The organism is Chryseobacterium sp. StRB126 (assembly GCF_000829375.1).
Lineage (GTDB): Bacteria > Bacteroidota > Bacteroidia > Flavobacteriales > Weeksellaceae > Chryseobacterium.
On record NZ_AP014624.1, the window covers coordinates 4,655,827 to 4,677,838 of the forward strand.

General features: G+C 35.2%; 22 protein-coding genes. 8 read left to right on the forward strand and 14 right to left on the reverse strand.

Annotated features, from left to right (window positions below):
• Nucleotides 1-111: 111 nt before the first annotated feature.
• Complete coding sequence (locus CHSO_RS21065) at nucleotides 112-2,040, reverse strand: LTA synthase family protein (protein WP_045500533.1); 1,929 nt, start codon at nucleotides 2,038-2,040, stop codon at nucleotides 112-114.
• An 89-nt stretch (nucleotides 2,041-2,129) separates the two neighbouring features.
• Between CHSO_RS21065 and CHSO_RS21070 the strand changes: the two genes are divergently transcribed.
• From CHSO_RS21070 to CHSO_RS21090, 5 genes are all read left to right on the forward strand, one after another.
• Entirely contained in the window at nucleotides 2,130-2,843 is a 714-nt protein-coding gene (locus CHSO_RS21070) for a CDP-alcohol phosphatidyltransferase family protein (RefSeq protein WP_045500536.1), read from the forward strand.
• A 61-nt stretch (nucleotides 2,844-2,904) separates the two neighbouring features.
• On the forward strand, nucleotides 2,905-3,669 hold the full coding sequence (locus tag CHSO_RS21075) for a 3'-5' exonuclease (RefSeq protein WP_045500539.1): 765 nt from the start codon (nucleotides 2,905-2,907) through the stop codon (nucleotides 3,667-3,669).
• A 2-nt stretch (nucleotides 3,670-3,671) separates the two neighbouring features.
• The gene (locus CHSO_RS21080; protein WP_045500542.1) at nucleotides 3,672-4,073 is read left to right on the forward strand and encodes a putative signal transducing protein; all 402 of its coding nucleotides are present in this window, start codon (nucleotides 3,672-3,674) and stop codon (nucleotides 4,071-4,073) included.
• A gap of 76 nt (nucleotides 4,074-4,149) precedes the next feature.
• Nucleotides 4,150-4,755 (forward strand): fumarylacetoacetate hydrolase family protein, encoded by a 606-nt coding sequence (locus CHSO_RS21085; RefSeq protein ID WP_045500545.1) that lies wholly within the window; start codon nucleotides 4,150-4,152, stop codon nucleotides 4,753-4,755.
• A gap of 59 nt (nucleotides 4,756-4,814) precedes the next feature.
• The gene (locus tag CHSO_RS21090; protein WP_045500548.1) at nucleotides 4,815-5,252 is read left to right on the forward strand and encodes a universal stress protein; all 438 of its coding nucleotides are present in this window, start codon (nucleotides 4,815-4,817) and stop codon (nucleotides 5,250-5,252) included.
• A gap of 83 nt (nucleotides 5,253-5,335) precedes the next feature.
• On the opposite strand, the gene CHSO_RS21095 is transcribed toward CHSO_RS21090, so the two are convergent.
• Nucleotides 5,336-5,569 (reverse strand): DUF6341 family protein, encoded by a 234-nt coding sequence (locus CHSO_RS21095; RefSeq protein WP_045500551.1) that lies wholly within the window; start codon nucleotides 5,567-5,569, stop codon nucleotides 5,336-5,338.
• A gap of 42 nt (nucleotides 5,570-5,611) precedes the next feature.
• Here CHSO_RS21095 and CHSO_RS21100 point away from each other — a divergent pair, with 42 nt between their 5' ends.
• Together CHSO_RS21100 and CHSO_RS21105 are read left to right on the forward strand one after the other, a co-directional pair.
• Nucleotides 5,612-6,517, forward strand: coding sequence for a DUF6427 family protein (locus CHSO_RS21100; protein WP_045500553.1), 906 nt, complete (start codon nucleotides 5,612-5,614; stop codon nucleotides 6,515-6,517).
• Between the two features lie 6 nt (nucleotides 6,518-6,523).
• Nucleotides 6,524-7,108: a DUF3109 family protein gene (locus tag CHSO_RS21105; RefSeq protein WP_045500556.1), complete on the forward strand. Its 585-nt coding sequence runs from the start codon at nucleotides 6,524-6,526 to the stop codon at nucleotides 7,106-7,108.
• Between the two features lie 199 nt (nucleotides 7,109-7,307).
• Here CHSO_RS21105 and CHSO_RS21110 read toward each other — a convergent pair whose 3' ends face one another.
• The 12 genes from CHSO_RS21110 to CHSO_RS21165 all read right to left on the reverse strand — a co-directional run bounded on the left by CHSO_RS21110 (nucleotide 7,308) and on the right by CHSO_RS21165 (nucleotide 20,891).
• Nucleotides 7,308-7,994, reverse strand: a complete 687-nt coding sequence (locus CHSO_RS21110; protein ID WP_045500559.1) for a hypothetical protein — start codon at nucleotides 7,992-7,994, stop codon at nucleotides 7,308-7,310.
• Nucleotides 7,995-8,208: 214 nt separating this feature from the next.
• Nucleotides 8,209-9,543: a trigger factor gene (locus CHSO_RS21115; RefSeq protein WP_045500561.1), complete on the reverse strand. Its 1,335-nt coding sequence runs from the start codon at nucleotides 9,541-9,543 to the stop codon at nucleotides 8,209-8,211.
• Between the two features lie 136 nt (nucleotides 9,544-9,679).
• Nucleotides 9,680-10,252, reverse strand: coding sequence for a hypothetical protein (locus tag CHSO_RS21120; RefSeq protein WP_045500563.1), 573 nt, complete (start codon nucleotides 10,250-10,252; stop codon nucleotides 9,680-9,682).
• Between the two features lie 51 nt (nucleotides 10,253-10,303).
• Nucleotides 10,304-12,688 (reverse strand): TonB-dependent receptor, encoded by a 2,385-nt coding sequence (locus tag CHSO_RS21125; protein WP_045500565.1) that lies wholly within the window; start codon nucleotides 12,686-12,688, stop codon nucleotides 10,304-10,306.
• A gap of 289 nt (nucleotides 12,689-12,977) precedes the next feature.
• Nucleotides 12,978-13,331 (reverse strand): hypothetical protein, encoded by a 354-nt coding sequence (locus CHSO_RS21130; RefSeq protein WP_045500569.1) that lies wholly within the window; start codon nucleotides 13,329-13,331, stop codon nucleotides 12,978-12,980.
• A gap of 266 nt (nucleotides 13,332-13,597) precedes the next feature.
• Complete coding sequence (locus tag CHSO_RS21135) at nucleotides 13,598-15,526, reverse strand: ABC-F family ATP-binding cassette domain-containing protein (protein ID WP_045500571.1); 1,929 nt, start codon at nucleotides 15,524-15,526, stop codon at nucleotides 13,598-13,600.
• Nucleotides 15,527-15,871: 345 nt separating this feature from the next.
• Entirely contained in the window at nucleotides 15,872-17,215 is a 1,344-nt protein-coding gene (locus CHSO_RS21140) for a T6SS phospholipase effector Tle1-like catalytic domain-containing protein (RefSeq protein WP_045500573.1), read from the reverse strand.
• Between the two features lie 152 nt (nucleotides 17,216-17,367).
• Nucleotides 17,368-18,045 (reverse strand): response regulator transcription factor, encoded by a 678-nt coding sequence (locus CHSO_RS21145; RefSeq protein WP_045500574.1) that lies wholly within the window; start codon nucleotides 18,043-18,045, stop codon nucleotides 17,368-17,370.
• Nucleotides 18,014-18,778 carry a sensor histidine kinase gene (locus CHSO_RS21150; protein ID WP_232509104.1) on the reverse strand — a complete coding sequence of 255 codons (765 nt, stop codon included), beginning with the start codon at nucleotides 18,776-18,778 and terminating at the stop codon, nucleotides 18,014-18,016. The genes CHSO_RS21145 and CHSO_RS21150 overlap by 32 nt, the downstream gene beginning before the upstream one ends.
• 17 nt (nucleotides 18,779-18,795) lie before the next feature.
• A complete protein-coding gene (locus tag CHSO_RS21155) occupies nucleotides 18,796-19,419 on the reverse strand; it encodes a hypothetical protein (RefSeq protein ID WP_045500580.1) in 624 nt (207 codons plus the stop codon).
• A 17-nt stretch (nucleotides 19,420-19,436) separates the two neighbouring features.
• Entirely contained in the window at nucleotides 19,437-20,207 is a 771-nt protein-coding gene (locus CHSO_RS21160; RefSeq protein WP_232509105.1) for a hypothetical protein, read from the reverse strand.
• Between the two features lie 63 nt (nucleotides 20,208-20,270).
• Nucleotides 20,271-20,891 (reverse strand): DUF5715 family protein, encoded by a 621-nt coding sequence (locus tag CHSO_RS21165; protein WP_045500584.1) that lies wholly within the window; start codon nucleotides 20,889-20,891, stop codon nucleotides 20,271-20,273.
• A 220-nt stretch (nucleotides 20,892-21,111) separates the two neighbouring features.
• On the opposite strand from CHSO_RS21165, the gene aqpZ reads away from it, so the two are divergent.
• Nucleotides 21,112-21,828, forward strand: a complete 717-nt coding sequence (gene aqpZ, locus CHSO_RS21170; protein ID WP_045503109.1) for an aquaporin Z — start codon at nucleotides 21,112-21,114, stop codon at nucleotides 21,826-21,828.
• Nucleotides 21,829-22,012: the final 184 nt, after the last annotated feature.

A 22,012-nucleotide genomic window follows, 5' to 3' on the forward strand; every position in this document is an offset into this window, starting at 1 on the left:
TTAATTTTAATACAACATACTTTTCTATGTATTGATAAAAATATAAATTAATTCTTAACGAACAAAAATTTTTATTATACAAAGCATAAAAGAGCCTATAAATGGATTTACTTATTTAAGCTTCCTATTAATCACTCTATCCATATAATCCTGATACCAAGCCTTTGCAGTTTGTTTCCCTTGTTCTACTTCAGGAGTTTTTAGTTTGCTAATCAGATTCTTTTCAAGAGCAAGATCTGTTTTATCATATACTCCCACAATTTCCTTGCCATCAAAACGATAGATATAATTTCCGATCATAAACTGTTCATTATTTCCATCTGAATTCACCATAATTCCCGGATACTTTTTATCACTTACCAAACTTCTTCCCCAGCTTCTAATGGGTTTATTATATCCGATTAAATCTGCAAGTGTTGGATAGATATCTATTTGCTGCGCCATTTCAGTATTTTCTCCTTTCAGCTGATATACTGGATTTGGAGAATATAAAACTAATGGAACGGCAAACCGGTTCATTGCCTTTTCATATTCCGGATAATAGATCTGATTGGTATGATCTCCTGTGAAAACAAAAATAGTATTGTGAAACCAAGGTTCTTTTTTAGCCGTTTCAAAATATTTTTTAATGGCATAATCCGTGTATTGTATTGGCTCATGCATTTCTATTTTCCCTTTTTTAAATTTCCCTTGATATTTTTCAGGAATTTTAAACGGATGGTGAGAAGACGCTGTAAACACAGTAGTCATAAAAGGTTGCTTCTTTCCTACATTTTTAGCAAAATACTGAAGGAATGGTTCATCCCAGACCGCCCACATCCCATCAAAATCCTCATCATGGTTGTATTCTGTTTTCCCGAAATAATGTTTGAATCCTAAAATATTTCCAAATCCAAGGAATCCCATAGAGCCATTTGGAGCTCCGTGATAGAAAGAGGTATCATATCCCAAATCATTACAAACAGAAACAATGGACTGAATCTTCTGATTGGAGTATGGAGAACCTGTAAAAGCATCTGTAAGACTAGGAATTCCTGCCAAAACACTGCTCATCCCATGGATAGATTGTCTCCCATTGGCAAAAGTATTGGGAAAAATGAGACTCTGAGTCGCCAGACTATCCATAAACGGAGTATAGGAAACGTAATCTTTAATATTTTTATCCTTATTAAAAGCGCCAGAATACTCTCTCCCAAAAGATTCTACGATGAAAATTACAATATTGGGGCGATTTTCCACCTTTCTATCATATACTTTATAAGGCTGTACATGTTCTTCAATATATTTTTCATCTACAAAATGAACTTCCTTGAAATTATTGGTATTTAAGGTTCTGAAGAATGAAAACGTACTGTTAAGAACCAAATTTCCCTGCAATGGATTGGTTACAAAACGGGTAGCATCAACCATATTGATAGGTCTTGTGCTATGCTTGAAATCTCCTCTGATTCCTCCTACTACCAAAACTGCTGTAATGCATAAAGTAACAATAGAAGATAAAAAATAAGGAAGCAATTGAGTTGGTTTTGCCTCATCCACCTTTACTTTTTTATAAAGGAAAACCCACAATCCCATTAAAACAATAAACCAGATCAGCACAAAAGGATGCTGTCCAACGGAAATCATCAGCGTTTGAGAAACATTGGATTCGTGTTCTGCTACCTGAAATACTGCTGAAGTAAGCCTTGACTGGGAGAATTTATAATAAATAAAATCCCCGAAATTCATACCATAAGCCAATCCGTTCGTCAGAAAATAAATCCAGAAAAGAACCATCTGAAACCCTTTCTTTGTATTAATCACCAACGGTAAAAGACTTAACAATATAAATAGTGCATTCACATACAAAATAGCTGTTGTATCGAAGGCTGTACCATGGTAAGCCAGTTTAAGATACTCTGAAACAGAGTCTACCTTAATCAGGTCCTTATTAAAATACCAGAATAAAAGTCTTGCAATCTGATAAAAAGCATAGGCTAAAAAAATCCTGTAAAGCAGTGCCAGAACTTCCTGTTTTCTAAATCCTTTTAAAAATTTCATGGGGCAAATTTACATCAAAATCATTTTATTGCGTTTTTTAGTACATATTATTTTGAGTTAGAATTTTTAAAAAATGTAATTTTGTACTTATGGATTTTATAAAGAATAATCTGGCTAATGCCTTAACCCTGGCTAATCTATTTGCAGGCTGTGTGGGGGTAATACATCTTATTTTAGGAGACTATCAAACAACGGCAATATGCCTTATCCTCTCCTCTATTTTCGATTTTTTTGACGGATTTGTAGCCAGAGCTTTAAAATCAAACTCTAATCTGGGGCTTCAGCTGGATTCTCTTGCGGATATGGTGAGTTTTGGAGTGATCCCCGGGCTTACGATGTACAAAGCATTAGAACCATTCGGAGCTGAGCTTCTTGGACTACATTTTCCTTTTGAAATTAAGTATATTGGTTTGGTAGTAACTGTTTTCTCATGCTTAAGACTTGCCATCTTCAATCTTGATGAGGAGCAGAGGTATTATTTTAAAGGATTAAACACGCCAACCAATACGGTTCTTTTATTTGGACTATACTATGCTTTTAAGGAAACCGGAACTTTCAGTTTCCTGTTTGAAAATGCATTACTGTTGATCATCCTTTCATTCCTTACGTCATGGCTTCTCATCAGCCCAATCAAAATGATGGCAATGAAGTTTAAATCCAAAGCATTAAAAGACAATTATCCAAAAGTAGTATTATTGGTAGGCGGAATCGCTATTCTTGCAATTTTTAAGACTGTAGGAATTCCGATGCTGGTTATCTATTATATATTGGTATCGCTTATTTTTCAAAGACAATTAAAATAGAAATCAAAGGTTAAAACTTTTGATTTTTAATGAACATATTTTCAAATTATTATTGATTAACATGAACTTAAAACTCCATAAACCACTTTGTATTTTTGACCTGGAAACTACAGGAACCAACATCGGAAAAGACAGAATTGTTGAAATCTGTATCTTAAAAGTAAATCCGGATGCCTCCAGAGAAAGCAAAACCTGGAAAATAAATCCTGAAATGGCCATTCCAAAAGAAAGCAGTGAAATTCACGGAATCTACGATGAGGATGTAAAAGATGCTCCTACCTTCAGAGAAATTGCTTCTAAGGTGATGGAAATGATTACCGGTACGGATCTGGGAGGTTTTAACTCCAACAGATTTGACGTTCCTCTTTTAGCTGAAGAGTTATTAAGAGTAGGAATGGATTTTGATCTTAGCAAATTCAAATTGGTAGATGCACAGACTATTTTCCATAAAAAAGAACCTAGAAATTTAGGAGCAGCTTATCAGTTTTACTGCGGAAAAACATTAGAAAACGCACACTCTGCAGAAGCTGATGTAATGGCAACCTTCGAAGTTCTGGACGCTCAGGTAGGAAAATATGATGATATTCCGAATGAAATTGCCCAATTAAGCGAATTCACCTTCCATAATAAGAATGCTGATCTTGCCGGATTTATCGGATATAATGATAAGCAGGAAGAAGTATTCAACTTCGGAAAGTATAAAGGACAAGGTGTAAAAGCTGTTTTCCAGAAGGACCTTGGGTATTTCGGATGGCTTCAGAATGCTGATTTTCCGTTGTATACAAAAAAAGTATTTACTAAAATCCAATTGTCAAGCAAATTTTAAATATGTCTGATCTGGTTCGCTTTAAATTTTATGAAACAGCCCTTGAAGCTAACAGGGACAAACAGATTCTGGCTGAAAACGGAATTAATAGTTTCATTGCGAATGAACAGCTTATTCAGTCGGATTGGTTGCTTTCTCAAGCTGTAGGCGGCATTCAGCTTCAGGTTTTTGAAGAAGATCAGGAAAAAGCAACTCAGATTCTTCAGGATTATAAAGACAATGAACAGTATTCGCTAGAAGTAGAACATACTATTGAAAATCCGGAATTTGATTTTATTTGTCCAAAATGCAGTTCCAATCATATCTACAGAGATGACAGGGCTACCAGTTTTTTTGGTATTTCATTTCTGACGAGCCATAAGTTTGTGTGCTATTATTGTGGCAATGAATTTACCCACGAATAAATACAACAAAATATTTACATCAATAAAAAGACGGCTTCGTTTCTCGCAATGACGAAGTAAAAAATAAAAAAGAATTATGAAAATCATCTGCATAGGAAGAAATTACAGCGAACACGCTAAAGAATTAGGAAACGAAATTCCGGAGAACCCTGTTATTTTCATGAAGCCGGATACTGCGGTTTTAAAAGGGAATGATTTTTATATTCCTGAATTCTCCAATGACATCCACTATGAGCTGGAAGTGGTGATAAAAGTATCTAAAGGCGGAAAATACATTCAGAAGGAAACCGCTCACAAGCATTACGAAGAATTGAGTTTAGGAATAGATTTTACGGCCAGAGACCTTCAGAGTGAATTAAAGTCAAAAGGCCTGCCGTGGGAACTTGCTAAAGGATTTGATGGATCTGCAGTAGTAGGAAGTTTCTTCAAAAAAGAGAACTTTGACCTTAGGAATCTTTCTTTCTCTCTTCTAAAGAACAAAGAGAAAGTTCAGGATGGCAACACGAAAGATATGTTATTTGATTTTGATGATATTATTGCTTTTGCCTCTCAATACTTCACTTTAAGAGTAGGAGACCTTATTTACACAGGTACACCAAAAGGAGTTGGAAAAGTAGAGGAAAACGATATTCTGGAAGCTTACCTTGGGGAAGAAAAAATGATTGACATCCGAATATTATAAGTATTTAACATAAAAGTTTGGTAATTTTTTTATATCTTTAGGTAACAAAATGAAAGGTTATGATCAATATTGTATTACCCGTAGATTTTGGGGACAAAACAGACCAGCTGGTGGAAGGTGCCATAAAATTTGCAAAACAACTTAATGGTAAAATTTACCTAATCCATGTTGCACCATCAGATATCGGATTTGCGATTGGTGATATGGGATTTCAATATTTCCCGGAAGTGGAAGCCAATGAAATCAGGGAAGAATTGGTTCAGCTTAATAAAATTGAGCAAAGGATCATTGCCCATGATATCGATTGTGAACATCTTCTAAAACAAGGACTAGCAAAAGATATTATCCTTGAATATGCCAAGGAAAAAAATGCTGCTTATATTGTAATGGGATCACACGGAAGAAGCGGAATTTATGATGTATTTGTAGGAAGTCTTACCAAAGGACTTACAAAGAGTTCGAATATCCCGGTTTTGGTACTTCCTATCCACGACTAAGTAAAAGAAAATTTTAATCGTTAGTAATAAAAAAACCGATCAAATAAATTATTTGATCGGTTTTTTACTATATAACCAATTAATTAACCTTCTTTTTTGTAGATGTTCGGATCGTAGTAAGGGTGCTTACCTTCCGTTGGAGAATAATAGTCTTTATCTTTGTCACCACCTAGTGTTACAACTAGCACGTAGCACCAATAAGTGAATAATACACAGCAAACTATAAATAGAATCCAGTTTAAAACATTTCCGAAAGTATCAAAGAATGCGAAACTCGATTTGAAAACTTTGCTTAAGAATAGAAAGAAAGACGTCATTATTTTCCTTTTTTAAATTAACTTTGTACAAATTTATAAAAAATGTTTAAATTACTTTCAAAAGAAAGCAATATTTTTTCAATTCCTGTTTATATTGGTTGTCTTCTTTTAGTAGTCGTAATATTTAACATACTGAATTTCAATACTTATGAAGCAATTATTGCCGGAATTACATTTTTGGGAATTGCTTTGGGATATTTTTGTTTTCATAGTATTGCCCTTAATTATCAGACCCATCTCCCATTATTTTTATATACGTTCTTTATTTTTGGACTATATCCTGGTAATTTAGATATAGGAATTGCGGTTTCACTATTAACCAACTCCTTCCTAATCTTACTCTTAACGAGTGCCGATGAAGATATCAGGAAAAAATCCTATGTATTGGTAGGTGCCATCGTAGCATTGAATTTCATTTTCCTTCCTACGACCTGGCCCATGGCTGTTTTTGTAATCATTCATGTGATTGCTACTTCAGCCAAAGTGGGCTTAAATCTTTTCAGATTCCTTTTAGGAATGATTCTGATTGTGTTCAGTTATTTCTCTGTGATGTATTTTGTGCAATTCACTTCATGGAATATTGATTACTTCCCGTTTGGAAAGATGAAACCGGTGACAGATTATACGGAATTATTTCCTTTAATCCCTGTGGCATTAATGCTTATTTATGCCGTATATGACCATTTTCAAAATTATAATAAGAAAAGCCCGATAAGCAGATACAAATATACTTTTCTGCTGGTGTTTTCCCTGGCTCAGCTTGTTACCATCATTCTTTACATGAATAAAAACTATGAATACTTATTGCTTCTGGCATTTCCGTCAAGTATTATTCTGAGCAGAATGATGAGATTCTTACCCAAATATTGGATGAAGGAGGCTGGCTTATGGCTTATTATTTTAAGTTTACTTACCTTTAAAGCAGGTACATATTTTGATTTATTTTAAAAAATTATGATTCAGATAGACGATAAATTGATTTCTGAGGAAATCTTTTCCGAAGAATTTGTGTGCAACCTTACCAAATGTAAGGGGGCATGTTGTGTGGAAGGTGATGTTGGAGCTCCGCTGGACAAAAACGAGCTTGAAATACTGGACGGTATTTTTGACAAAATCAAACCTTATCTTACTCAGGAAGGCATCAAAGCCCTTGAAGAGCAAGGAACATGGACTACGGATCCACACGACGGAATGTATGTTACTCCCATGGTAGAAAACCGTGAATGTGCTTATGTAACTTTTGATGATAAAGGAATTACAAAATGTGGTATTGAAAAAGCATATGAAGATGGTGCAATAGACTGGCAGAAACCTATTTCATGCCACCTATACCCTATCCGTGTTACAGAATACTCTTCATTTACAGCTTTAAATTATCATGAATGGAATGTATGCAGCGATGCCTGTACGCTTGGAAAAGAGCTTCAGGTTCCTGTTTATAAATTCCTGAAGACCCCATTAATCAGAAAGTATGGCGAAGAATTTTACAATGTTCTGAGCGGTGCTGCCGATGAATGGAAGAAAGAATATGGTTCATAAGCAACCTTCTTTACATAAAAAAGCTGGAATGATTAATTTCCGGCTTTTTTATGTAATCAGGATGGAAGCTTGGAGATGGAAGATGGAGGTACTACTGAACCTTTATCATCCGATGGTCAGTCTAATCAATACTACTAAAATTGAATGATTGTCTTCAATAACTTCCAGCTTCCAGCATCAAGCTTCCTTACTTTAATTATTATTTAAAATCAGCATCCGATACTCCCGAATTCACTGTAATTTTAGTAGTTTTAATATTCACTTTCTGACCTGATCCTTCTGCTTCTACATCAGCCGGGAATTGTAACCCGTCTACAGTCATATAGCTTTTTACCGTTACATTTCCTTCTCCTGCAAGCGTTTTATATAAAAGTCCTGTTGCTACATCAAAATAAAACTTCCCTTTATCTGAAGCCAGTACATTATAGTCTTTACCATCCAGTTTCTCTACGGTAACATTTTGAAAAGTAGCTCCGTCAAATGCTAATGCATCTACAGGTCTTGCTTTTTTAAGCTCAGCAACTTTGTCTGCAGGAATGGCAGTTTTGTTTCCCATCTGGTCAAAGTATCCTTTTTCACCATCAAAAAACTGAACCATCTGCTGTCCCATCAGCGACTGTACAGACTTAAATTTGTTTCCCATTTTTCTGGTAGTCATGGTAATTTCCATTCCCTGAGCAGACATGGTATTTTCCATATAAAGAGTTTTTACGCCCTCTAGTTTTTCTTTTCCTCCTAATGCTTTAAAGTAATTATCCAATACTTCTTTAGCCGTTAACTTTGATTTTACAGCCTCCGTTGTTGCAGAAGCGGCATCTTTCTTCTGAGCTGCTGCCGGAACAGAGAAAAGTACGGCACAGAAAAATGGAATGATGATCTTTTTCATATATATAATAAGTTTAAAGGGTAAATATAGGAATATTGGCGGACATGGATACATTATGACTAATAAGTAATAAGCAATTGGTAACAAGTGATGATGGATAAATAATAAATGACGGATACCATGCTGAAAATACTCAGACAAAGAGCAAAAAGGGGCAAAAATCAAAAAAACCGCCAAAAATTGACGGTTTTGAAATATTTATATCTGAATATAATTATTTTTTAAGCTCTTCTAAAAATTCGTCGTGAGAAATTTTAGTTTCTTTTTTGCTAGCTTTTTCAAGAATAACATCTTTTAATTTAGCCATCGCAACTTCGGAAGAAATTTGTCTTACTTGCTCCTGATCTTTTAACATTTCAACAGCATATTTCTGGATCTCCTCATCACCTAGGTGGTGGATTCCGTAGATCGCCAATTGGTTTTTCACTAACTGCTCAGCCTGTGCCAATACATCAGCATAGTCAAGGTTAATTTCGTTATCAGTCATCAATTTACCTTCGATGATCTGGTATCTCAATTGGTTTTTCTCAGCTTCAAGGATTTCTTTAGCCTGCTCTTCAGACTGGATGTTCTGGTTAGAGAACATTAACCATTTTGTTAAGAAAGTTTCAGGAAGTGCTACTTCTTCTTTTTCAGTAACCTGCTCCAATACTTTATTCACGAAATGAACATCAGCATTTTGTTGGAAATATTCGTCTAATTCAGCTTTAACTTTATCTTTAAGTTCGTCTTCAGACTTAATGTTTCCTTCTCCGTATACTTTGTCGAATAACTCCTGGTTAAGTTCAGCTAAGTTTAATGAGTAGAAGTCTTTTACTTTTACTTCAATTTCATTGTGGTGTAGGTGCTCTACTTCTTCTTTGCTGAATCCTAATTCTTTAGCTAATTCTTCATCACCTGCAAGAGTTTCTTTAGTTACTTTTACAGATCCGTCCATTTTTAAAGCTTTTACCAATTTGAAAGCTTCTTTGTTTTCACCTGTAATAGTGATGTTTTTTGGGTGGTGGTGATGCTCTCCTTCAGCGTCTTCTTCCACAACTTGAGAAACCTCTAAAGCGATGTAAGAATCTTTAGTGATTTTATCTTGAGGAACCTGCTCAGCGAAACGCTTCTGCATGTTTTCAATACTCTTGCTGATTTCTTTTTCAGAAGCTTCTACTTTGTAGTGAGGTGCTTCATATTTAGCTAAATCTATAGTAAATGCAGGCTCATATCCTACTTCAAAAGCAACTTCCAATTGATCAGCATTGTAATCGAATTCGTTTACTGGCTGAGGAATAGGCTGACCAACTAATCTTAACTTGTTTTCGTTAACATAGTTGTTCAAAGCATCAGAAACCTGTCTATTGATTTCTTCAAATGCAATTCCTGCTTCATATTGTTTTTTAACCATACTCAAAGGCACTTTCCCTTTTCTGAATCCAGGAACTTGCGCATTTTTAGCATAATTAATCAATTGCTTCTCTACTTTTTCTTTGTAGTCAGATTTTTCCAATGTCACTGTAAGCAATGCACTTACATCATCATGGTTTTGTGCGGTAACCTTCATTATTGATTAAAATTTTAGGTTGCAAAAATATGAATTTTTTATGAGAATCACCCATTTAAAATCAACTAATACAGCCAAATATTGTTAAATAAAAAACCACCGAGAGTTTCGGTGGTTTAAACAAGATTAATTATTCCTAATTACTTAGGTTATATTTCGCTTCTGCATCGGTTTCCCCTCCTGTTACGCTTCCCCAGGCAGTTCCTGATTTAGCGTCATTTACACTTTGTGGAGAGTGAATAAGAGTTAATTTTAAGAATGGTGCATCACCGTTTACAGCTTTTACAACCGTCCATTTTGTTCTTAGCCCTACTCTTTTTCCATCACCTCTTAAATCACCTCCATCTTGTCTTTCCACTGTAATATTAGACTTTGGAAAATCAAAAATCAAAAAGTGCTCATTTTTGGCTTCAATAATTTCTTTAGTAGCATCTTCATTACCATTTCTGAATTTTGCTTCAACAGTGTAACTCTTCCCATCTTTAAGAGGAATAGTTGGTACTCCTCCGGCTCCAATACTATAGTCATACGAAATAGTATTGGTAGTTCCCTCTTCAGTTACCAACAGAACAATATTGGTAAGTTCTTCCTGAGGAAGGTCATCTTCTTCTGCAGAACCATTTCTCTGGCAGGAAATAACAGTAGTAACAGTAATAAATAAAGCCGCTAATAATTTGATAATATTTTTAGTATTGAATAGTTTGTTCATTTTTAAGAATTTTAAAATTGTAAAATTTTGATTGAATAGTTTTTAAAAACTTTAGAATTTGTATCTAAAGCTTAAAATAAAGTTTCTTCCGGTCTCATTCGCAAAGAATCTCAAACGGTTCAGGTACTCCCTGTATGAAGTATTGAACAGATTGTTTACAATAAGTCCTGCAGAAAAGTTTTTGCTAATATTGATTCCGGTCTGGATATTCCAAAGTGAATATCCGTTAGGTGGAGTACTGATATCCAGTATCTTGTCAACCAGCTCACCATTTTCATAAAGTTCCAATGGTACATTTCTGATCGGGAATCTGGTTTGCTTTAAAAATGTTTGGTTTTCAACAGTGAAATAGAAGTTATTCCATTTTTGTTTTTTAAACTGCAATGCATTGGAAAAATTCGGAGGCATCATTAGAATCAACGGTTCGTTGTTCGTGTCATCCTGTCCATAAACATAGCTTCCTTTTCCCACGTAGGTCAGGTCATCCGTCAGTTTCCAGTTAACATCTAAGTCAACTCCATACATTTTTGCATCAATCTGTTGGTATTCCCATTCCGGAAAAACACCTCTGATCGTAGCCTTAATTCCTACTGGAACTTCATTAATGAAATTTTTAGTTATGAAGAAATAAGGGTTTACAGAAACATTCAATCCTTTCAGAACATTGAATTTTGAATCAATATTCAGATTAAACTGATGTCCCTGTTCATTTTTCAAACTCATATCTCCGGTTTCAATTACTCCTGCAGAATGATGCAGACCATCTGAAAATAATTCTGCCACATTCGGTGCTCTTCCCACTTTCGCATAATTAAATTTCAGATCAAAGTTAGCATTGGGACGATATTCTAGCCCTGCATTGAAGGAAACATTGTTATAATTAAGCTGTGGACGAGTCAAAATCCTGTTCTGATCGGTTTTCACATAAAACTGTGGATAAGCATCCGCGTACGATTTTTCCCAATCACTTTTATCATACCATTTAGTCACGTCATAACGGGTAAAATCATATCTGGCTCCTGCTTCGAAATTGAAATCTGGAGAAATTTTATACTTCAAAACAGAATAAGCTCCTGCTGAATATTTATCATAATTTGGGATCAGACGTCTTGCTTTTGTTGCCGGATCTGAATAATTATTCTGAAAACTAGCATCAATTCCTGTCTCCAAAGACCACTTTCCTCTTTCTATCAAGTCGTTAATATTAAACTGATGGGTCATTAATTCTAGGTCAAGAGCCGGAGTATCTTTCAATTCTCCTCTTCTGATATCATATTCCTGTCTGTGATTATACTGATAACTGTATGTTGCAGACAATTTTCCTATATTTTCAAATCTTCTGAACGCGGAAACTTTGGCAATATGATGTTCAATAACCTGTCTCGGGTTATCAATATCATAACTAAACTTCCCTGAATAAACAGGAGGATTGGCATTCATTGCTCTTTCATAATCTCCGGTTGTAGAGACATGTGAATCTCTTAAAATCCCAATATTCTGATTGGTAAGATAATAATCGAATGAGATTCCTCTTTCAAAGGTATTATTCTGAACAGTAAAATTGAAAGATGAAAAATCCATTCCCGTATTTTTCAGATTATAATCAGGAGCCCTTTGATCCCCAAGTTTTTTGATGCTTCCACCTGATTTAACAGCCCAGCCGTTTTTCCAGGTCTTAGCAACATCTACATCCAATCCAAGCCCCCTTCCGTTAGAAATTCCGGTAAGTCCTATTGAACCTTTAATAGTATCCTTTTTAGGAAAAACTTCAGGTTCCATCACTACTACTCCACCTACCGCATCACTTCCATATTTCAGAGCAGACGCTCCTTTAATCACATCAATATGCTGAAAATTGTTGATATCAACATTGGGAGCATGCTCTACTCCCCATTCCTGTTCTGCCAATCGCACTCCATTATTTAAAATACTGATGCGACTTCCATACAAACCATGGATAACAGGTTTTGAGATATTATTCCCGGTTTTCAAAGCAGTCACCCCCGAAATTTTTGAAAGAATATTCCCAAGATTCTCCGTAGAGTTTCTTTCAAGTTCAGCTTTGTCCAGTGTTTTCATTACTACGGAACCTTTGTTTTTATGACTGCCGTGTAATGTAATGGTTTCTATATCACCCGAATGATGTTCTAAAGTAATGGTAATATGAAGATCCCGATCAACTCCTATATTTTCAGTATAATCATTGCAATCAGGATGTTTTGCAATGAGTGTATACTTCCCTGCAGGGATGTTGCTAAAGGAGAATATCCCTTTCTTATCTGTTTTCATTGTAAGATTTCCGATTTTCACCACTGCATTTTCCAGCATGGTTTTATCATGAAAATCCTGAACGGTTCCTTGTACAGTGTAAGTTTTCTGTGCACTCGTAAATACCGATCCACAAAAGATCAGCAACAGGCAATATATCAATTTCATTGTAAAATAGATTGATGATGTACCCGTTTAATGAGGGGTACATTTTCGTTAAAATTTGTTGAATGGGTTGGGCTTCCTTGTACAATGTATGATGTACAATAGAAATGCATTAATGATAATAAACTTGAAGTTAAAACATTGAAATAAGTAAGCAATCGAGTATTTTAAATTTATATGATTACCCATTACAAACTTGCTGCTGCTCTTCAGCCGCTTTGAATATTAAACTTCAAACCTTGACCATTAAACTCTAAAACATAGAGTTATAAACCCAATAAGAATGTATTGATTAGGAAATTGCGGGCGGCCCACGAAGCTGAAAGGTAAATTTGGTCTGAGACCAGATTTTTTCCTGAATAGCGATAATTTGCTTTACTTCGTGCGTGTAATGCTCAAAGCTAAAGCTGAATTCTTCAGGAGCTAAAGTATGTCCGGTTACCAAAAAGTGGCAAGCCAGACAATCGCCAGCTTTCTCTTTAGGTGTAGCTTTCGTCATTGAGTTTTCAACTTTCTTAAGGTTAAATGCCTTAAAATAGTCTACTGAATCATGATGGTGAAAACTCTGAGAAAGCAGCGCGATGAAGTATATCCCAAACAATAGCCTGGATATAAATACTTTTAAGTTTCTGCTTTCTTTAATCATAGTTCAAAATTATGAAAATAATTTAATACTTCGTGTTAATTTTGATTAGTGTGTTAATATTATTTAATTAAAATTCAAGTTAAGAACGTTTGCTGAGTGTTAACGCCTCTGCGAACGAAAAATTTCACATTTGAAAATGTCTTTGCGGTCTCTGCGTCAAGATATAAATGGGAAATTATTGATTACAGTACTAATCTTAAACCCATCCAAACCTTAGATAAAAAATTGGGACCCGTATCCCGAGTCCCAAATTTTAGTATTTTATATTAATCAAGCTGGGTTCCTAAGTATTCCCATTCCTGCAGAGCGTTCTCCAGCTCTTCTTTAGTTTTATTATATTTTTCCAAAGTTTCATCGGAAGGATTCTCTTTAGCGAAAGAAGCTTCCATTTCTTCTACTTTAGTTTCAAGCTCAGAAATTTTTTCTTCTACCTTCTTGATTTTATTCTGAATATTTTTCTGTTCTTTAGTGATAACATTCGATACCTGACTGGTACTAACAACAGGTTTTTCTTCTACCTTTTTAGGTTCTTCCTTCACATCACTATGAAGCTTCGCCTTTTCTGCAGAAATCTCTCTGATGCTTTCCTTTTGTCTGTATTCAAGATATTCGTTGATATCTCCCAGGAATTCTTTCATTTTCCCATCACGGAACTCATAGATTTTATCACAAAGTCCCTGAAGGAACTCCCTGTCGTGAGAAATCACGATCAATGTACCTTCAAAGTTCTGTAATGCCAACTTAATAATCTCCTTAGACTGAATATCCAAGTGGTTGGTAGGTTCATCCATAATCAACGTGTTGAAAGGACGAAGCAACAGTTTACAAAGTGCTAAACGGTTTCTTTCCCCTCCGGAAAGTACTTTTGTCTTCTTAGAAACAGCATCTCCCTGGAACAGGAAAGATCCTAATAAGTCTCTTACTCTAGGTCTGGTTTCTTCTGTAGCAGCATCTTCTGCTTCTTCAAGAACTGTTTTATTCGGTGTTAAAACCTCTTCCTGATTCTGTGCAAAATATCCGATGTTTACATTGTGGCCAAGATTCCAGGCTCCTGAATAATCTTTAATATCTCCTGCTAGAATTTTAGCTAGTGTTGTTTTTCCTTGTCCGTTTTGCCCTAAAAGTGCAATTCTGTCTCCTCTTTGAACAATAAAATCTACATCATCAAAAATTTGTTTCTGGCCGTAAGCTTTTCCAAGTTTGGCTGCTTCGAAAATCACTTTTCCAGGAACCATAGACTGTACGAAACGGATATTGAATTTTGAAACGTCTTCGTTATCTACTTCAATACGCTCGATTTTGTCTAATTTCTTAATAAGTGACTGGGCGAAAGATGCTTTTGTAGCGCTTGCACGGAACTTATTAATGTTATCTTCCATCTGCTTGATCTCCGCATCCTGATTCTTTTTAGCCTGAATCAGTTTTTCACGGCGGTCTTCACGCATTACAAGATATTTGGTATAATTGGCTTTATAATCGTCAACTTTCTTATTATTGATATCAAAAGTACGGTTACAAACCGCGGTCATGAACTGCTTATCGTGACTTACCAGAACAATTGCTCCCGGATAATCTTTTAAGAAATTTTCAAGCCAGATGATGGATTCCATATCCAGGTGGTTGGTTGGCTCATCGAGAAGCATGATATCATTCTTTTGAAGAAGAAGTTTTGCCAATTCGATTCTCATTCTCCATCCTCCTGAAAATTCATCAGTGATTTTTTGAAAGTCATCGGCTTTAAATCCTAAACCAAACAACACTTTTTCCATATCGCCTTCCAAATTGTAGGCATCATGGTTCATTAAAAGGTCATTCAGTTCGGTCATTTTATTAATCAAATCCGTGTATGAATCACTCTCGTAATCGGTTCTTACAGTCATTTGGTGATTAACCTCTTCAAGCTCATTCTTCCATGCATTAATTTGCTCAAAAGCCTGCATGGTTTCAGCCCAAACGGTTCTTCCCTTTACGAAATCAAGATCCTGCTTCAGGAAACCAATGGTAATGCTTCCTTCTGTTACGACCTCTCCTTCGTAGAAATTAATTTCTTTGGACAGCATTTTCAATAAAGTAGATTTTCCTGCTCCATTTTTTCCTACGAGCCCTACTTTATCATCCTTTTTAATGGTGAAATTTACGTTTTGAAATAAATAATTTCCTGAATGATGTAATCCTAAACTTTGAACCGAAAGCATTGTAATTAATAATTAGTAATGAATAATGAATTTTCGGGTGCAAAAATACGGAAAAAGAAATGAATAGCCCAGAAATAAAAAAAACGTCCCAAAACAGGAAGCTGTTTATAGACTGATTTTCTAGCAAAATTCATTTAAAAACGTTAAGAAGCCATACCAATAATGATTCTGAAGGTACAATATCTATTAGGAATATCAAAGTACGGGAATCTGAATCTAAAGACTACGGTATACCATATCAGATTCAATAAGTATAATTATTGGTCTAAAATACATTCCGAATAAAAGGGAACATTTGAATTAATGTTCCCTAACCTAAAATTTAAAACTAAATAAGGACTAGCATTAATTATTGATTTCATCCAGTCTTATTGCCGGAGTTTTGATAATTGAACGAGTCCAGATATCATTATTGGGAACGCTTGTTCCGTATAGAATTTCAGCTACAAAACTATCATCAGGAAGGTGAAGCTCAGCAGAAAGCCTTGCATGGCTTTTCTGATCTACAATGGTGCTGCTTGAAACGTTTAATCCGTTGTTGAGAAGTTCAACATTCATTTCATACTCGGATCGTTTCGACAAACCCTCATGATAAAGTCCGAAATTTGCTGAAATGTGGATATAATCTGCAAGCTTACTGTAATTGTATATTGGCTTTTGATCTATGGAAAGATCTTTTATATAGACCTGTATTTCTTCATATAAACCTTCTAATAAAGGGTGTCTGCTATAATCTGTTTCAAAATCTTTTCCCGATATAAAAACCGTTGAGATTGCATTGGTTTCCTGCAGCATTAGTTTCCCATATAGTTTTGATAGTTCGTTATATACTTTATCTCTGCAGACATAGGCTTTAGAAAAAGCATCTTTTCTTTCCACTCCAAATTCCGAGAGTAAGGCATCCCATCCTTTATTTCCTTCAGCATCTGTTGCTCTGTTTCTTATATTTTGAATATAATTGATAAGACCATCCGTATTGGCAAAATCTGTAGAAATATAGACGGACTGCGGCCCTTCCAGATAGCCGCCACCGATATCCGCATGAGCTCCGGGAACAAAAATTTCTTTCCAAACGGAAGTATTATTTCGGAACCCGTAATCCTGCATCATTTTTGAATGCTCAAAAAAACCAGTTAATGGAAAAAAGAATCGGCATTCGTTAAACGCACAGAGATGAAGGACATTTTCCACCTGATAAGGCACACTCAGATCATAGGTATTAAATGGTTTTGATTCTACAGTATCAAAAGCACCTAAAAATTTCACCTGAATCTTAACAAAGGAATAGTTTGAGTAAAGCCAGTGACTAAAGGTCCTCGCCAGCATTCCTCCTCTTCCGAAACCATATAAATAAAAATGATATTCAGCATCTTCATCATGAACAATCTTCTGTACAAAATCTTCTGCTTTCTGAAGCTTATCATCTGAGGAATATCCTTTTCCATAAGGCGGATTCGCACATGTTGTCATGGCAAAATTACTATCTTCCTCACCTGAGACGGTTCCTATTCCTTCAATATATATTTTTTCATTCCCGATAAATGATTTGTACAATTTATAGATATTGGTGAATGCACCGTGATAGCTTTCATTATTATTCAGTGGCTTATCTGATGAAAGTGCATTTACTCCATTGTTTCCCGTACCGTCAAAGAAAATCCCGACGGAAATCACTCTACTAACATTCATTCTTTTGCTAATTTTTTATTACAGATATTCTCTGTGCATTTATGTTTTTATTAAAATCCCTAAAAGAGACATTTCAAAATAACGGAAGAATATGCAGCCTGGCTAGAGTGAAAAGTACCAAATAAAAAATTCCGTATTTCTACGGAATCACACTATATTTTATCAAGAGAATAAATATTGTTTACAATGGCATAGATGACTATTCCCACTGTGTTTTTAGCGCCTATCTTTTCAAGAATACGCTGTCTGTGGCTTTCAACGGTTCTGGGACTAATGAATAGTTTTTCTCCTATTTCATTGTTGGTAAACTCCTGACAGATTAGTTTAACCACATCTTTTTCTCTTTCAGATAATTCATCTTCAGTTTCAAAGAGCGAGTTTTTCTTGGCAGAACTGTTCATATAAGTAAACAGCATTTGGTGGTCTTCTGCTGTAAAGAAAACTCCATTTTTATCAACCATTGTAATGGCATCAATAAATGTTTTCCTGTCTGAATTTTTAGGAAGGAAAGCTGAAACACCCAACTTGACCATATATCCTAAAATGGATGTTTTATAATGGGAAGACAAAATAATGATCTTAAGATCGGGATATTTTTCTTTGAGAATTTCTACCAGTTCAAAACCATTCATTGGCTTCATCTGAACGTCTACCAGTGCTATATCAGGAAATTCTTGTTCTGAAAGTTTTCCAAGATACTCTATAAAATCGGGTCCGTTATCTGCAGTAACGCATACGGATATATTTTTTTCATTGGACAGCAGCATTTTTACCCCTTCAAGGATCAGCTGTTCATCATCAATTAGTGCTATTTTGATTTGGGAACTCATGATGTTTCGGAATTTTAATGATTAAACGACTTCCTTTATTTAAAAAAGATTTTTTCCATTTATGAACAGCATTCATCGATTTGATCCTGGATTCAATGTTTTTGATTCCCATACCTTTTGCTACTTCTTCATACTCAAATCCCTGACCGTTATCTGAAATAACAACTGCCATATTTTTCTGATAATCTTTTATATAAATCCACAAATCTGTGGCATTAGAATGCTTGATTACGTTGGTAGTAAATTCCTGAATTATACGATACAGCTGTACTTCCACGAAGATATCTTTCTTTTCATATCCGGACATCACCTGCAGGGAAATATTAATCTTATGGGAAAGGTTAGCAATAAGTTCCTCAGCATACAAAACCAGTCCCACCGATTCTAAATTCACAGGATATAATGAATGAGAAATACTTCTGGCAGCATCAACAAGTGAAGACATCTGGCTGTGGATATTTTTTTTAATCAGCTCATCACCTTTTGTATCCAGGTTATTGAGCCACAAGGAAAGAATATTAAGTCTGTTTCCTATATCATCATGAATCATCACAGCAATTCTTCTCCGTTCTTCTTCCTGAGCTTTGATGTTTTCCAATGCCAGCTTTTTCTGATGAAGAACTTCTGCTTCATGCTGCCTATTTTTTTCCTTTATAATCCTGCTTATAAAAGCTCTGTAAGCGAGTATTATAAAAGAAACTATAATTGCTATTGTAACAATTATAAGAATCAAAAGGTTGATATTTAAGGTTACTTCTTTAATCGGATGAAGGTATATAAAAGTGAACAGTACAGAATACTGGAAAAAATATTATTGGCTGTGAAAAGAATATAATAATTGTTTTCTGAAAGGTTAACAATCTGATGCTGAATAATGAAAATGAATACTGAAACAGAATAATAGAAAAAAATACTGGCATCTACCCAAAGAAAACGGTTCTGAGCAGATGTTTTTTTGATTTCATCAATCAGCGTTACTCCGGATAAACAAATGATGATGATATTGGAAATAACTTTTGCTATATCAGCATTAGCAGGCTCATTAAAACCGTATTTTGAGATCATAAAACCCACTGCAATTGAAGCTCCTAACCCTAAAAGATACTTAGGCCAATCCAATTTTCTGATGAACAGACCTGTCAGTAAAAAAAACTCTCCGGCAATATAGAACGGATAAATAAATGAAGTATCATCAAGTTTGAAAATATAAGGCAAAGCCAGATTCAGCAGTTCAATAAAAAACAGAAAAGCAATACAATAAAAATACGGCTTTTCTTTAGGATTTAATATGCGGTATTTAACAGCTCCTAACACTATAACGGTAAGAAGCAACCCGTAGTTTAGGAATAAAATCGTCTTATAAAGATCTGCCATTCCTTTTATTTATTATTTTAAAATTCACCATCCATCCCTGGTATGCGGCAGATAGGTGGACATGGTTTTGCCCAGTCATAGGTATTGGACATCATCTGAGCACGTTCTGCATTCTGAAGATTTTCACGGAAGGAGATAAAAATAAGGGTTACCAACATTTTTCCGTACACATCGTTATATTTAAGTCCGAAAGAACATTTAATTTCCTTCAAACCTTCATCTAAAAGGCATAAATCTGCCGTAGGAACATAGAATCTTTTAAAAATTCCTATCCCTTTGGATTCATTACATTCTTTGTAAAACCAATCCATCCCTGATTCTCTCCAGCTTTCAATAGCTTCTATCGCTTTATCCTGCTCAAGAATGGGCTTATTGGATATAGGAAAAGCCATATCTGTATTTTTCTCTATTTTTTCAAGTCCTTTGGAAAGAATGGTATTTTTAACAATAGTATATTCTTGTACCTCCTGAAGTTTTACGTCACTTGCCAATTCGGAAAGAAAGCAATAAGGATATTCTCTTTGATCTATTCGGTCTCCCTTTTCATTCATAGGATAAAAAATAAGGATCAGTTGATTTTTCCATATTCCCATTGTAGCACAGAATTCAGGATATTCCTTATAGCTTTTCATCCATTCAAGCGGGCCATCAGAAACAGTAAAGACATACGTAGTAGGAATTAATTCTTTGATTCTTGAATAATTAGAACGACAAAGGCTCCATTCGTCTGCAGCAATTCTGCATTCTTCTACAGGAAGTAAATAGTCTACGATGTTTAACGTTGTCATAAGCATGGTTTTTAGTTGTATAAAATTATATAAACTAAACATGCTGTGCAAGTAGGAATTTAATTAATAATTCCGCACTGTAATATGATAACAGCTCTGTTGTCTTTCTTTTATGTAATAAATTCTACCAGCATCTACATAACGCTTTAAAACCTTCTCCAAAGCCGCTTCCATTTTCGGATTATTTTTAAGAACATTATTGAATCGTACGTAAGAAATATCGAAGGAATTTCCGTAGTTGTGAGAGCTTATTCCCAAAGCTGCATTAGAATTCACTCTTCTTAACCTGCATTGATCTTCCAGTGTTCGGGTTATGGATGAAACAGTAAATGTAGCTCCTTTTGTTGCCTTACTGAATTTGGAGCCGATATTTTCCAATGTGGTTTTCGCTTTAGAGACCATATAGGCTTTGCTGTAATCAAGTTTCTGAATCTGATATCCTTTTCCGGATTTCTTAATTTTATGAAACTTTCCTTTATCAATATACTTTTGTACCATTTTAAAATCCTTCAGTAAGTGTACTCCAAAACTTTTAGAAGCATCCAGATGGGGTTTGTAAAGCGGAGTAGCCTCAACCTTTAAAACAGTTGTAAGATCATAGCAGGGAAGGTTTTTTTTTGCCGCCTGCGAATAATGTAAACTATACATAAAAGGTACAAAGACCACACAAAGAAACTTTCTCATTAACCACCACTTTAAATTACTACGGAAGGATAAAACAATTATGTTAGCTCATTCAACAATAACCATCATAGTATCCCAACAAATCCCAAACAAACATCAAACCAATTTGTTTAATTTACAATTTTTGTTCCTCTAATTTTGTTGTTTTTTTTCAGTTTTAACTTTTTACTTTAAGATATAAATTCTACATTTGAGTTACATTTTAAAAATAAACAATATGATAAAAAAACTTTTTGCTGAATTTTTCGGCACATTTTGGCTTGTTTTCGGGGGTTGCGGGAGCGCTGTTTTTGCAGCGGGTGTTCCTGATATCGGCATCGGACTTTTAGGGGTTGCTCTAGCTTTCGGTCTTACTGTTCTTACGATGGCTTATGCCGTGGGACATATTTCCGGTGGTCACTTCAACCCTGCAGTTTCTTTCGGGCTTTTAGCAGGGGGAAGATTTTCTGCAAAAGACCTTATCCCTTACATTGTGGCACAGTGTCTTGGAGCAATTGTTGCTGCAGGATGTCTATACACAATCCTTAACGGAGCCGGAGCTGTAGATTTCTCAGCACCGGGAGCATTTGCTACCAATTTCTATGGAGAAGCAGTGTACAACGGAAAAGCCTTCAGTATGGGAGCAGCATTCCTTGCAGAGTTTTTATTAACAGCTTTCTTCCTTATCGTTATTATGGGCGCTACGGATAAATGGACTAATGGTAAGTTTGCAGGGATCGCTATTGGTCTTGCCCTTACTTTGATTCACCTGATCTCAATCCCAATTACAAATACCTCTGTAAACCCTGCAAGATCCCTTTCGCAGGCCGTTTTCACAGGCGGATTGGCTATGTCACAGCTTTGGCTGTTCTGGGTAGCTCCAATTCTTGGAGGAATTGTAGGTGGATTAATCTACAAATTCTTACTTCAGAGAGATACTGCAGAAGTAGCTGACTAATTAATTTTAGAATTACATATAACTATAAAATCCTGTCTGATGACAGGATTTTTTGTTTTATAAGGTAGTTTTTTAAACGCAAAGTTTTATGATGAGGGAGTATTATTTTTAGGAGGCAAAGAAGTGCGCCTTTGTCGCTGATGAAGTAAGTGATTTAGCTATGTGCTAAAAGAAGACATGATAC